Source organism: Thermoleptolyngbya sichuanensis A183, from assembly GCF_013177315.1.
In the GTDB taxonomy this organism is placed as follows: Bacteria; Cyanobacteriota; Cyanobacteriia; order Elainellales; family Elainellaceae; genus Thermoleptolyngbya; species Thermoleptolyngbya sichuanensis.
In genome coordinates, this window is record NZ_CP053661.1 from 420,419 (window position 1) to 432,801 (window position 12,383).

A 12,383-nucleotide genomic window follows, 5' to 3' on the forward strand; every position below is an offset into this window, starting at 1 on the left:
ATGAAATTCATGGATGAATGGAGGCAGAGCGGATAATCTGAGAGGGTCAGGAGATAGGTGACAGCGGCTTAGGAATTGCTCGTCCTGGCCGATTCAAACTCGTCCCAATCTGCACTTCACTCCATTACCCACTCACGCAGGCAATTGCCATGAACCAGGACAATATCAAGCTTTCGCAACTGCGGGCGCTGGTAGCCGTGGCAGAATCGGGCAACTTTGGCGAAGCGGGGCTGCAACTGGGCGTGTCGCAGTCGGCGGTGAGCCATGCGATCGCCACTTTGGAGTCTGAATTGGGCGTGATCTTGTTCACGCGGGGGCGGCGCGGGGCGCATCTAACACCCGTGGGCGATCGCATCTTGGGCCATGCCCGCCAAATGCTGCACCTGCTGGAGGTGATGGATAAGGAAGCCAACCTGGCGAAGGGACTCCAGGGCGGTCAGGTGCGGGTGGCCTCGTTTCGCAGCGCGGCAACGCACCTGCTGCCCGACATCATCGCCGAGTTTCGCCAGGACTATCCCGGCATCACCGTCAGCATTGAGGAATTTCGCGGAGCCGCCGAGATTGAGCAAAGCCTGCGCGAGGGGCGCGTTGATATTGCCCTGTTTTGCTGGGGCGCGTCGGTGGAAGAGTTCGACACCTGGACGCTGTGCCAGGATGAATACGTGGCGCTGCTGCCGCCCGATGCCGAGTTGCAGCACCGACCGCTGACCTGGGAGGAACTGACGAGCTTTCCGATGATCATGCCCGTCGATACCGACCACTGCTATTACCTGATTCGTACCCACCTGGCGGTGCAGAAGGTTCCTATTCAGCCTGCCTACAAGATCAGCGAAGATTCCACCATCGTCAGCATGGTGATGCGGGGGCTGGGCGCGACGATCATGGCGCAACTGGCAGCCGAACCGCTGCCGCCGGGAATTCAGGTGTATCCGCTGCCTGTGCCGCTGATGCGCGAATTTCAGGTGGCGGTTCGCAAAGACGCGCTACATCCGCCTGCGGTCTACGCCTTTTTGGATGCGCTGAGGCGGTCAGCCCCGCCAGAACAGCAGCCAAATTCCGGCGATCGCCACCAGCACCCCCAGCACCGCCCGGAGACTCACGCGATCGCCCAGCGCAACGGCAATCGGAATCACAAATAGCGGGCTGGTGGCCAGCAGCGATTGGGCGACACCTGCTGGCGCGAACTTTAGGGCGGTTTGCTGGAGCCAAATGCCCAGAAACGTGCTGGCAAAGGCCGTCCCGGCGACGATGCTCAAAAAGCGGGGCGATCGCAACTGACTCATCTCCTTGCCCACGCTGCGAAACTGCGCCGGTTTGACCAAGAGCCACAGCAGCACCACCCCCAGCCCCGCCACCAGCCGAATCAGCGTGCCCCACAGCGGGCTGATGTCGGTGGTCGAAAGCGCCGCCCGCGAGAGGACAGCCCCGCTGGCCTGGCTGAGTGCCGCAATCAGTCCAAAGACCAGGCCGCGTAGGGGGCGATCGCGGGGAATTCCTGGGTCGGGCGATCGCTCCACAATCACCCACGCCACGCCGCCCACCGTCAGCCCAATGCCCAGCCACGCCGCCCCGCTCAGCCGCTCTTGCAAAACCAGCAGCGCTAGCAGCGCCGTCAGCGGGGGAGCCAGCGATTCTAGCAAGAGGCCCCGCCGCGCCCCAAGGCAGTTCAGCGATGCAAAATAGGCCGTGTCGCCCAGCCCAATGCCGATCGCCCCGCTCAGCCCCAGCAGCCAAATAGCTGACCCGTTTGCCGCTGGCGGCCCCGCCCCCCGCAGCCCCAGCGTCAGCCCAATCAGCCCAATGGAAATCAGCCCCTTAGACACATTCAGCGCCGTGGGCGAGAGCCGCCGACCGAGTTTTGTGAACGCGATGGAGGCGATCGCCCAGATCAGGGCCGCCGCCAGCGCCGCCAGTTCTCCCCGAAACGCCGTCAACCCCGTCACCCGGCAAACTGCCCCAGCAGCGCCAGAAACCGCTCCCGGTCAAAACTGCGCGGGTCGCTGCGGCTGCCAGAGCGATCGACGGCTCGATGGGTGGTGATGCGGTTGGTCGGGATGCCCGTGCGGGCAGTCAGCCAGGCCAAGGATTGATACTGAGCCGACGTATAGCCGCTGTGTCGCGCTTGGTTACCGCGTCCGTCGCCGGGGGTTTCCAGAGAAATGTGATAGGCGAAGTTATTCACCGAGGGCGGAAACTGCGGATTGGTATTCACCGTCTCTCGACCGTTTGGCCCGTCAAACACCGAATTTCCCGCCCCAAAAGCGCGATACTCCGGCGGCACGATATACACCACCGTCCCGTTTAGCCGGATCAGGGCGTGATAGCTGCGCTGGTCGGCATCGTTGGGATGGGGCGTGCGGAAGGTGTTGATGGCGCTGCTGGCCGAGCCAACCGTTTCATGTAGCACGATAATTGGGTCATTGTTGACGGGGCGACCCGCAGCATCCGTCAAAAATCGATAGCCAAAGTTGGTCGGGTGGGGCGGCGCAATTTCCTGGCGCGGCGTATAGCTGGAAGCCACCTCGCGCATGATGGGATAGGGCACGCGCACGCTGGACAAATCCGCTTTGCCAGGAACCAGAACCTGCCGCTGGTCGTTGGGGATGGGGTCGGGCGGCACGGGCAGCGGCACGCGATCGGGCGGAATAGCAGGGTCGGCAGCGGCGGGAACCTCCGGCGCTAGGGGACGGGGCGCAGGCTCTGGCCGCGAAAACCGGGGAATTGCCGCTGCCCCGTTCATCAGCAAGACCACCAGTAGCGTGGCCACCATTGCCTGCAATAGCCGTTGTGCCATAGTTCAGTTCTCTGAAAGCGTTCGGAAAGTGTTCGGAAAGTGTTCTAAACGTTCTCTAACGCGACGTACAACGTTCATCTGCCCTCATCCCCCAATCCCTTTTCCCAAATCGGGAGAAGGGGAGCAAGAGCGACTTAAAGTCCCTCTCCTGCTTTGGGCTACTGTGTACACACAAGTCTTGTATGCTCAGGCGGCAATGCTTTGATCCCCCCTTACCCCCCTTAAACAAGGGGGGAACCAAACCCGGAGTGCCTCGCATCAGGGCGACCTGGCTCGAAAGTCCCCCTTCCCAAGGGGGATTTAGGGGGATCTTTCACAGCCGGGCGACCTGGCTCGAAAGTCCCCCTTCCCAAGGGGGATCTAGGGGGATCTTTCAGAACCTGACGCAAACAATCGAGACGTGTATACACAGTAGCCTTGGGGAAAGGAATTTAGGGCGAGGCTGCAAGACGCTCAAGCACGAGAACCGTACTTCTGTTTGGCAACGTCCCAAATCCCTCATGCAGAGCTATCCCAATCTAATGCCTTCTGACCCGCTTCGCAAAGGGGAAGCCAGATTTGGAGAGTTTGCAGTCATTTCAGTTTTGGAATGCCATATTAGAGCCATTATGCTCCCTCCACAATTCATTCCATGTCGTCGCCCTACCAGCCAGAACGCAATCCTGAACTAAAGTCAGAACCCAGCACCGAACATCAATTCGTCCAAAAAGCAGTCAACCTCATCATCCAGTGGAGTCCGCTGGGCGGCAGCCTGGGCATCCTAGCACACTCAATTTTGCAGCAAAACTGGGTAATAGCAGTACTCACATTTCCCGTCATGCTGGTGACGGTCGTTTGGGCAAAATATACCGAAAACTTCACCGCCCGCGTGGGCGACTGGGCCGGCGAAAAAGGCAAGCGCGATGCCGATTCTTTTACCAGCTGGCTAGACCAGATTGATCAAGCCCTGCGGATGCAGCTTTCTGGGTTTGACGGCAAGTTTCTGAAGGCGCAGTCAAGCGCCTGTCGGCTATGTGTCACCGACAACGAAGTGCCCATTCCCTTGGGGCTGACTAACCCTGACCTGGATGATGTGTATGTGCCGCTCCAGCTCAGCAGAGACTTCTTTCGCAGCCGCGATGGGGAAATGCTGCCCAACTTGCCAGGGTTGCAGCGGCGCGATGCCGAAGCGCTGCTCGAAGCCGCCGAAAACCGCAAACCCTTCGACATTTGGGACATTCTGACTCGCTTGCAAACCTCGCCCAACCTTCGGAGTTTCGCGATCTTGGCCTGGGGCGGCTATGGCAAAACCACGCTGCTGCGCCACCTCACCTATTGCTATTGCACTCGTCCCCACGCTACCCGCCGCCGCCACCAAACGCCCGAATTCATCCCCGTGCTGCTGATGCTGCGAACCTGGCGCGACGAAATCGCCCAGCCCGACCCGCCCAGCCTGCCCGACCTGATTACCCAGCACCACATTCCCAAGCTGCCCGGTGGCAAAAATCTGACGATTCCCGCTGCCTGGGCCACGCGGCTGCTGCACAGCGACCGAGCGCTGATCATGTTTGACGGGTTTGACGAAGTGGCCGATGAGCAGCGCGTCGCCGTCAGCCGCTGGATCGCCGAGCAGATGCAGACCTATGACCGCTGCACCTTCATCCTCACGTCGCGGCCCAATGCCTACAGCCAGGACTACGCCGCAGAGCGACCCCAGCTAGAGCTGAAGGTGGAGCCGTTTGATGAAGATCGCCGGGAAAAGTTTGTGAAGCAGTGGTATCTGGTGCAGGAGCGCAACGCCGTGCCCGCCGCCAGCCGCAACGCCGCCGCCGTGGAGGAAACAGCCGATCGCCGCGCCACCGATCTACTATCCCAGATTGAGCAGCGAGAAGAACTGGCCGATCTGGCAGAAAATCCGCTCATGCTCAGCATGATTGCCATGTTTCACCGCTCACTGCCCAACAGCCAACTGCCCACCCGCCGCACCGAGCTATACCGAGAGATTTGCGGTTTGCAGCTTGGATTCCGCCCGATAGCCAAACGTATCGACCTGCTGTTGGATGCAGAACCCAGTCAAAAAATTCTGCAAACGCTGGCGCTGGCCATGACCGAGCAAGAGAAAACCAGCCTTGCCGAACCAGATTTATTGACCCACATTGCCGAGCAACTGCGGCGGCTAGACGAAGCAGTTGCGCCTGCGAAATGGCTAGCGCAGATTGTGCAGGTGAGCGAACTGCTGGTGAAGCGCGATGAGGACTATGAATTTGCCCATCGCAGCTTTCAGGAATATCTGACGGCGGTGGAGCTGAAGGAACAGCAAGAGGCGGGCGAGGCGCAAGTGCTGGAACATTTCACCGCCGAGTTTTGGCAAAACACGATTTTGCTGTACGTGTCGCTGTTGCAAAACCCTAGCGGGCTGATTCGCGCGGCCTGCGGACAGGGAGCCGACGCCATCGCCTTTGCCTACGACTGTTGCAAAATGAACCGCCGGGTGGAAGATGCCGTAAAAGCAGAGGTGAACCAGTTGCGCTATGGGCGGCTGGAGAACTTGTTAGCAACCGGGCAGTGGAAAGCGGCAGACCAGGAAACTTTTAATCTGATGTATCAAACGCTGGATCGCCAGTGGACGGTAAAAGGGCTACTCAACTATCCTTGCGAAGACCTGCGGTGGCTGAATGACCTATGGCTAAATTACAGCAACGGGCGATTTGGCTTTAGCGTGCAAAAAGAAATTTACGTGGCGTGCGGCGGCATCCTAGACGGGAAGTATCATAGGGAGGCGTGGGAAACCTTTTGCGATCGCGTCGGCTGGCGACAGGAAGGAAAATACGTGTACTACGGCAAGCTCACCCTCGACCCGCTTCATTCTCCTGTTGGAAAATTACCATGCGTGTGGGTGTTTGGGGGGGGAGGGGGTGGGTTTGTTTCTCTCGCACAGAGACTTGTGAACTGTAGCACGAGCCAGTTCTAGCCGATCCTAAAGTTTTGTAACCAAGCCTGTTTCTACATAAAAACCTACCTTTCAGCGATCCGTTACCTGGCACCTGACGTTTTTTCTACGTCGAGTCGATTATTTCCTCAAACTGGAGCTTCATCACCTCCGGGTCATAGCAATTCGCCAACACAAACTTCTTCGCCACCTGCCGGATTTCCGCTGCGGGGGTTTCCCAGTCGTCCCACAGGCTCTTTTGTCCGGGGCTGCTCTTTTTCTTTAGCCTGCTCCGCGCCTTGATTTGCGCCAGCAGTTTGGTTCCCCAGTGGTTGCGCTTCTCCGGCTTCGGCTTCGGCTGATATTTTTTGCAAAACTGGCGATAGATCGCCGCACACAGATCCAGCGTTCTGCCCAGCGCCAAAAACGCCGGATGCCACTGCGTCAGCCCGTCCTGCGTCAGTCGGTCATAGCTGCCATAGTTGCTGTAGTCATAGAAAAATCCCTGCTGCATTCCCGCTGCCTTGGGGTTGGCGTGGATATAGCGCAGCGTGTTCAGCGCCCGCCGCTTGTCGCTAATGGGAAACTCTGTGCTGTGATAGCGCTTCTCCCAAAAGTGTCCGGTGCGGTTCAGTATTCGGTTGAGGCACATGGCGCTATACCAGTTCAGCCAGTGCATGATTTTTGGCAGGTCTTCCGGCTGCGGCGGCTCCAGCAAATAATGCACATGGTTGCTCATGATGCACAGGGCATACAGCTTGAAGCCGTATTTCTCCTGGCATTTTTGGATGGCGTAGAGCAACACTTCGCGGTATTCGGGTTTCGTGAGGCGAAACTCGCGGTTGTTGCAGCGAATGGTGACGTGGTGGCAATAGCCGGGATGGAGTTGGCGAGGTTGGCGTGGCATGAGATCCCCCCTTAGCCCCCCTTTAGGAGGGGGGGAACCGGGCCGCTGCCGGAAAAAGTCCCCCTTGTTTCTAGCGAAGCGGCGCGTCAGCGCGGGGATTTAGGGGGATCGGTTTGGGTGCGAGGCTTTTGGAGATCTCCCTAGCCCCCCTTAAGCTAAGGGGGGAATCGATTCCACACTGCTGGTGGCAGAACGCAGCGGCTCTGATAGCGCCTGGGCGATCGCCCTTAAGCTTCTGGGATCACTGAGCATCCAGGCGTGGGCGGGCACGTTCAGCACCACTTCGCGCCCCACGCCCAGACAAGAACTGCGGGCGGGCAAAATCATCAAATCTAGCGGTGTCCAGATTGAGGTGAAGTTTAGCTGTTCTAGACAGTCCACATCGCGGTTGAGGTCGCATAGAAAGGGACTTTTGATGGACATCTGGCTGGCTCCGATGTTGGGGCGCAGGTAGGCCGTCCAGGTGCCGCAGTGGGGCGAGGAGATGGTGACAAAGCGGCGCACGCGCTCTAGCCCGCCGAGGCGCTGCACGAAATAGCGGCTGATGATGCCGCCCATGCTAAAGCCGACCAGATCGAAGGGCTGCCCCGGCGGGATTACCTGCTGGGCATAGTCGGCAAGCTGTGCTGCTAGCACATCCAGCCCTACGTCGCCGTTGCTGGGTGTCAGGTTGGGGTGGTGAACCTGCCAGCCCTGCGAGGTGAGATAGGGAGCCATCCTGCGAAACACGGCGGCGGTGTCGTCGATCCCGTGAACCAAAATGACCGGATGGCGATCGCCCGATGGAGAGGATATTTCGTGAAGGCGGGTCATGGTGGGAGGCTAGCGCTTGATTGGCTTAGATTTTTTTAGAGTTTTAGAGAACCGTACAGCAAACTTCCTGTTTCAAGGGTAGCGGGGGGCGATCGCCCTCTGTGGGGCTGGTGTGCCAGTTTGCTGTGCCAATTTTCTGCACTAATTCGCCGAGCCAGTTTATCGCGCCAGCTTGCTGCACCAGTTTGCCGCGCCATTCTTTCGTATCCATTTTGCCCAGCCAGTTTTGCCCAGCCAGTTTTGCCCAGCCAATTTTGCAGACCAGTTTCCGATCAAACGCTTTTGGGAACGCTAGATGAAAACCTGGCTGATTGACGTTGACTCGAATAGAATATTAAAGAAATATTAAACTCGCCTTTAACTGAACCCCGGACTTTGCTGCTGGAACGAAAGCCTGAATTACCCACACCTGCACTTCCCCCAACAGATGGATTGGAACTACTTCGACATTGCAATCGGAACAGTCATGGAGGGCGATCGCTGGCATTGGCGGGCAACCCTGCCCACGGGCATGACGATTACCTCAAACCAAGGCTATACCACACCCGTCCAGGCCATTAGCTGTGCGCGGCTGTGGATTGCCACAGAGTCGATGCGCCGGGCGTTTGAGGGTTGCCTAGTTGAACTGCGCGATCGCGGCACGATTCAAGCCCAGGAATTTTTCAACCTGATGCGATCGCTAGAGCAGCAGATCCAGCAAGGGTGACACAGGGCTGGGGCGACCGGGCAACAAAGTGGGAAATTAAAGTGGGAAATTCCTGATCCATTCATCGCCTGATCTCCCCGTCCCGACACCCGTGCCCTACACGCCAAGGTTCTACGCCGCCAGCCCATTGTGCCGCAGCAGCGGTTCCGTATCTGGTTCGCGGCCGCGGAAGGCTTTGAAGACTTCCATCGGGTGCTTGCTGCCGCCGAGGGAAAGGATAGTGTTGCGGAAGCGGCGGCCCGTTTCGGCGATGGCGGCTTCGTTATCCAGACCGGCTTCTTCAAAGGCGGAGAAGGCATCAGCGCTGAGGACTTCTGCCCACTTGTAGCTGTAGTAGCCTGCCGCGTAGCCGCCGCCAAAGATGTGTCCAAAGGAGCAGAGGAAGGCATCTTCGGGCAGAGGCGGCAGGACGGTCGTGGTTTTGACGAGGCGATCGCGCACGTCCTTGGGAGTTTCGGCTCCACCGGGCACATAGCGGTGATGCAGTTCGATATCCAGCAGGCTGAAGTGTATCTGCCGTAGCATGGCGCTGCCGCTCATAAAGTTGCGGGCCGCCAGCAAGCGCTGATAGAACATTTCGGGCAGTGGTTCGCCCGTTTGATAGTGCTTCGCCAGACTAAACAGGGTTGCCCGGTCGTAGCACCAGTTCTCCATAAACTGGCTGGGCAGTTCCACCGCGTCCCACTCGACGTTGTTAATGCCCGCCGCGCCGGAATAGTCCACCGTCGTCAGCATGTGCTGCAAGCCGTGGCCAAACTCGTGGAACAGCGTTTCTACCTCATAGAAGTTCATCAGGCTGGGTTTGCCGTCTACGGGCGGCGACTGGTTGCAGACGAGGTAGGCAACGGGCAGACGCACCTTGGACACGCCCGCTTCGACGTAGCGCTTGCGGTTGATGGCAAAGTCCATCCAGGCTCCGCCGCGCTTTTCGGCAGGACGGCTGTAGGGGTCGAGATAAAAATAGGCGATCGCCCCACCGTCTTCATCACTCACCCGAAAATAGCGCACGTCGGGATGCCACACGGGCGCTTCCCCATCGGCAGGCGTAATCACAATCCCAAAAATCCGCTTCGCCAGCCCAAACAATCCGTCTAGCACTTGCTCTAGTGGAAAATAGGGTCGCAGTTCCTCTGCATTCAGCGCATACTTCTCTTCGCGCATCCGCTCCGACCAAAAGGCCGAATCCCACGGCTGAAAGTCTTCGGCTTCGGGTGCGCCGTGGCTGCGGGCAAACGCCTTCAGCGCGGCCAGGTCTTGCTGAGCGGCGGCATAGCTCGATGCACGCAGTGACTCCAGCAGGTGTTCTACTGCGTCTACGCCAGGGGCCATTTTGCTAGCGAGGCTGAGTTCGGCATAGCTGCCAAAGCCAAGAATGCCCGCCATCTCTTTTCGCAGCGTCAAAATGCGCTCGATGATTGGCTGATTGTCGTGCTCGCCAGACGAAGCGCGGGTGATGTAGGCACGATACAGCGTTTCGCGCAGGTCGCGGCGGCGGCTGTGTTGCATGAAGGGCAAGTAGCTAGGCATATCCAGCGTGATGCGCCAGGGCCCTGCTTCGGGCGTGGCGGCTTCTGCCCCGGCTGCGCGGGCTGCCTGGGCCGCTTGGGCCAGCAGCGTTGGCGGCAGTCCTTCTACCTCGCTGGGCTGTGTCAGCGTCAGGCTAAAGGCCTTGGTTTCATCTAGCAGATTGTTGGAAAACTGGGTAGACAGGTTCGCTAGCTCAAGCTGGATTTCGTTGAAGCGATCGCGCCTTTCGCCTTCTAGCCCCACGCCCGCTAACTCTGCCTCGCGGATGGATGACTCGATAATCCGCTGCTGGGCTTCGCTGAGGGTGCCCCAGGCGGCGCTGTTGCGAATTGCCTTATACCCCTCATAGAGCGGCTTGCTCTGGCTCACGCGCATCCCAAATTTCACCACTTCGGGCTGCATGGCTTCCTGGGCCTCGCGCAGTTCCGGGCTATTCTTCACGCCCATCAGGTGGTTCACTACGCCCCACACCCAAAACACAGGTTCGGTCAGGGCTTCTAATGGCTCGATCAGTCCTTCCCAGGTTGGCTTGGTGTTTGTTTCCAGATGCGTCAGGGCATCGGTCGCCTTGGCCAGCAGTTCGGTCATGGCTGGCACGACGTGTTCAGGACGAATTTGGTCGAAGGGGGGAAGACCTTTGCCAACCAGGAGGGGATTCGCGGTAGTTGCAATCATAAAAGTGAATGGGGGATGGAGTGAATGGAGGATGAATGGGGTGCCTGAGCGTTTAAGAAAATACAGGTAAGAATCTACTAAGAATCTACAGTCGAAGTCATATCAACTACGCCCTAGGCATTCGATCTTAAGCGATCGCCCCCAGAGTTGCCATCCAGCTTTCTCGCTCAATCCTGAAATCTATCGGTTTTTCTGCAAAAAAGCAAAACAGGACGCAAGTATACACTTACGCCCTTCTTCTGAACTAGGCTCAATCTAAGGCTCGTCTGACACCTACAGGCCCAGTCTGACACCTGCCTGACAAATCCTATAAATCAGCCGCTAAAGTTTAGATCAGCCGCGGCTAGCTCCAAAACTGCCCGAAATAGGTCGATGCCGTTTTAGCGTAAGCGGCCCAGCCCGCCTCTTCTGGTTCCGAAGCCCAACAGCGCTCTAGGTGGCTGACGGCCTGCTCTAGGGTGCTGTCTTCCAAGAAAAACCACGCCAGCGCACGCGGGGCGATCGCCATCCCTGTGGCAAAGGGAACCGTAGGCAAATCGAGGGCGATCGTCGCCTTGTCTCCCGGCTCTCGATGCCGATAAGACTCCCACGCAAAGAACTCGCCGAACCTATGGGTGAACCATTTCATATCAAAAAACCTCCACAATTACACTGGGGAGGCACTTCAAAACCTGTCACCATTACCACCTCGAAGGTATGCCAAAGGCAATGCATGGGGTGGATATGTCCGAATCTTTTTCCGTGCCCTACGCTACCATTTGGGATCACACTTTTACTATAACACCCTCGGATCAGAGCGCGTGTACCGCAGCTAACATCTCCCAGATACAAATCGTCCCAGGTACAGGCCGCCTGACCCGCAACAGTTCACCCCTGGGTTCACGCCTGTCTATTTTGGGGGCAGCCTTCGCTCACTGCAAAAAATACTAAGAAACACCAAGAAGCGCTTCGTGGGACTTACGCACCTGCGACGAGCTGCCTGTGTTTCGGACGATTGCTCGCGGGTGCATCTCGATATAGATTCTCCAACGACGCAAGCCCTAACTTAGTTTCATCAAAACAACACAAAGTCCGTATAGTTGATGTTTCGTATGTAAAGAGTAGGCGAAAGATCAAACAAAATCGCTCTAGATCCTGGAATCTTCGGAGAGATACAAGTGCTTTGACCTACCAATCTTCATGAACGTAGGCACATCTTTAAAGCCTGCGTAAGCCCTTCACAAGTTCCAGGCAGAGTTTGAATTCTTTGTAAGTTGAGAACCAATCCACTGTAAGTGACAACCCTCATTCTGTATCTTAAGACATATGGGTTCAGTGCATTTACCAGTATCTCTCAGCGACATCTCAGTGGTTTCTAGGGGTTGATTCTGTGGTGATGCTCTGGGAGTTGTAAGGTCAGTCTCTGATGCCTAGATGCCTTAGAGCTACCCTAGCGCTGATTCATTCATATCAGCATTGTCCGATGAGACTGATGCCAGGATATGCAAGAAGTTCACAAATCACTCACGAATTTCTCAGGATTCTGCGGTATCAGAAGAATCCAGCTTGGTTAGGCTCAGCTTCTATGAAATTAATGCTTGTTTGCACATCTGGCGGTCATTTCTCAACCATGAGAGACATGGAGTCATTTTGGTCTCAGCACGAGAGAGTCTGGGTAACGGACTTTAAGAAAGATACGAGTCTTCTAAATGGCTTGAATGAACGAGTTTTCTGGCTGCCCTATCAGGGCCCAAGAGACTGGAAGCGTTTTCTAATGAACCTGCCCAGATCTCTGAGAGTTCTGCTTCTAGAGCGACCTGATATGGTGCTTTCGACGGGTGCAAGTATAGCAGTGAATTTCGCGATCCTGTCCAAGCTGTTAGGAATTCGCTTCTTATATATCGAGAGTATTTCTCGTTCGGATGAACTGAGCCTGTCTGGTAAATTCATTTACCCGCTTGCCGATGAGTTTTATGTTCAGTGGCAGGAGTTGACCGAAAAATACCCAAGAGCAATCTTTAGAGGAACTGTGGCTTGACTCTAAATTAAAACACTCTCGGTCATGCTCGTTTAG

General features: G+C 57.1%; 11 protein-coding genes. 4 read left to right on the forward strand and 7 right to left on the reverse strand.

Going from position 1 to position 12,383, the window contains the following annotated elements; genetic code table 11:
* Window positions 1-149 precede the first annotated feature (149 nt).
* Window positions 150-1,139 (forward strand): LysR family transcriptional regulator, encoded by a 990-nt coding sequence (locus HPC62_RS01880; RefSeq protein WP_172353506.1) that lies wholly within the window; start codon window positions 150-152, stop codon window positions 1,137-1,139.
* Here the strand turns inward: HPC62_RS01880 and HPC62_RS01885 are convergent.
* Window positions 1,029-1,943 (reverse strand): DMT family transporter, encoded by a 915-nt coding sequence (locus HPC62_RS01885; RefSeq protein ID WP_205370300.1) that lies wholly within the window; start codon window positions 1,941-1,943, stop codon window positions 1,029-1,031. The two genes, HPC62_RS01880 and HPC62_RS01885, sit on opposite strands and share 111 nt — an antisense overlap.
* Window positions 1,940-2,794, reverse strand: a complete 855-nt coding sequence (locus tag HPC62_RS01890) for a peptidoglycan recognition protein family protein (protein ID WP_225910596.1) — start codon at window positions 2,792-2,794, stop codon at window positions 1,940-1,942. The genes HPC62_RS01885 and HPC62_RS01890 overlap by 4 nt, the downstream gene beginning before the upstream one ends.
* Before the next feature lie 631 nt (window positions 2,795-3,425).
* Here HPC62_RS01890 and HPC62_RS01895 point away from each other — a divergent pair.
* Window positions 3,426-5,744: a GUN4 domain-containing protein gene (locus tag HPC62_RS01895; protein WP_172353507.1), complete on the forward strand. Its 2,319-nt coding sequence runs from the start codon at window positions 3,426-3,428 to the stop codon at window positions 5,742-5,744.
* A gap of 85 nt (window positions 5,745-5,829) precedes the next feature.
* On the opposite strand, the gene HPC62_RS01900 is transcribed toward HPC62_RS01895, so the two are convergent.
* The 3 genes from HPC62_RS01900 to HPC62_RS01910 form a co-directional block, all read right to left on the reverse strand.
* Entirely contained in the window at window positions 5,830-6,609 is a 780-nt protein-coding gene (locus tag HPC62_RS01900; RefSeq protein WP_172353508.1) for a transposase, read from the reverse strand.
* Between the two features lie 150 nt (window positions 6,610-6,759).
* Window positions 6,760-7,422, reverse strand: coding sequence for an esterase/lipase family protein (locus HPC62_RS01905; protein WP_172353509.1), 663 nt, complete (start codon window positions 7,420-7,422; stop codon window positions 6,760-6,762).
* A gap of 43 nt (window positions 7,423-7,465) precedes the next feature.
* On the reverse strand, window positions 7,466-7,633 hold the full coding sequence (locus tag HPC62_RS01910) for a hypothetical protein (RefSeq protein ID WP_172353510.1): 168 nt from the start codon (window positions 7,631-7,633) through the stop codon (window positions 7,466-7,468).
* Between the two features lie 216 nt (window positions 7,634-7,849).
* Here HPC62_RS01910 and HPC62_RS01915 point away from each other — a divergent pair, with 216 nt between their 5' ends.
* Window positions 7,850-8,128, forward strand: a complete 279-nt coding sequence (locus HPC62_RS01915) for a hypothetical protein (protein ID WP_172353511.1) — start codon at window positions 7,850-7,852, stop codon at window positions 8,126-8,128.
* Between the two features lie 111 nt (window positions 8,129-8,239).
* Here HPC62_RS01915 and HPC62_RS01920 read toward each other — a convergent pair whose 3' ends face one another.
* Window positions 8,240-10,330 (reverse strand): M3 family metallopeptidase, encoded by a 2,091-nt coding sequence (locus HPC62_RS01920; protein WP_172353512.1) that lies wholly within the window; start codon window positions 10,328-10,330, stop codon window positions 8,240-8,242.
* Window positions 10,331-10,673: 343 nt separating this feature from the next.
* Entirely contained in the window at window positions 10,674-10,958 is a 285-nt protein-coding gene (locus tag HPC62_RS01925; protein WP_172353513.1) for a hypothetical protein, read from the reverse strand.
* Window positions 10,959-11,948: 990 nt separating this feature from the next.
* Between HPC62_RS01925 and pssD the strand changes: the two genes are divergently transcribed.
* Window positions 11,949-12,347 (forward strand): PssD/Cps14F family polysaccharide biosynthesis glycosyltransferase, encoded by a 399-nt coding sequence (pssD, locus tag HPC62_RS24040; protein WP_304941129.1) that lies wholly within the window; start codon window positions 11,949-11,951, stop codon window positions 12,345-12,347.
* Window positions 12,348-12,383: the final 36 nt, after the last annotated feature.

Coding starts and splice junctions, on each gene's coding strand:
- HPC62_RS01925 (WP_172353513.1), bottom strand. CDS start 10,958: ATGAAATGGTTCACCCATAGGTTCGGCGAGTTCTTTGCGTGGGAGTCT.
- HPC62_RS01905 (WP_172353509.1), bottom strand. CDS start 7,422: ATGACCCGCCTTCACGAAATATCCTCTCCATCGGGCGATCGCCATCCG.
- HPC62_RS01900 (WP_172353508.1), bottom strand. CDS start 6,609: ATGCCACGCCAACCTCGCCAACTCCATCCCGGCTATTGCCACCACGTC.
- HPC62_RS01890 (WP_225910596.1), bottom strand. CDS start 2,794: ATGGCACAACGGCTATTGCAGGCAATGGTGGCCACGCTACTGGTGGTC.
- HPC62_RS01920 (WP_172353512.1), bottom strand. CDS start 10,330: ATGATTGCAACTACCGCGAATCCCCTCCTGGTTGGCAAAGGTCTTCCC.
- HPC62_RS01915 (WP_172353511.1), top strand. CDS start 7,850: ATGGATTGGAACTACTTCGACATTGCAATCGGAACAGTCATGGAGGGC.
- HPC62_RS01910 (WP_172353510.1), bottom strand. CDS start 7,633: ATGGATACGAAAGAATGGCGCGGCAAACTGGTGCAGCAAGCTGGCGCG.
- HPC62_RS01880 (WP_172353506.1), top strand. CDS start 150: ATGAACCAGGACAATATCAAGCTTTCGCAACTGCGGGCGCTGGTAGCC.
- pssD (WP_304941129.1), top strand. CDS start 11,949: ATGGAGTCATTTTGGTCTCAGCACGAGAGAGTCTGGGTAACGGACTTT.
- HPC62_RS01895 (WP_172353507.1), top strand. CDS start 3,426: ATGTCGTCGCCCTACCAGCCAGAACGCAATCCTGAACTAAAGTCAGAA.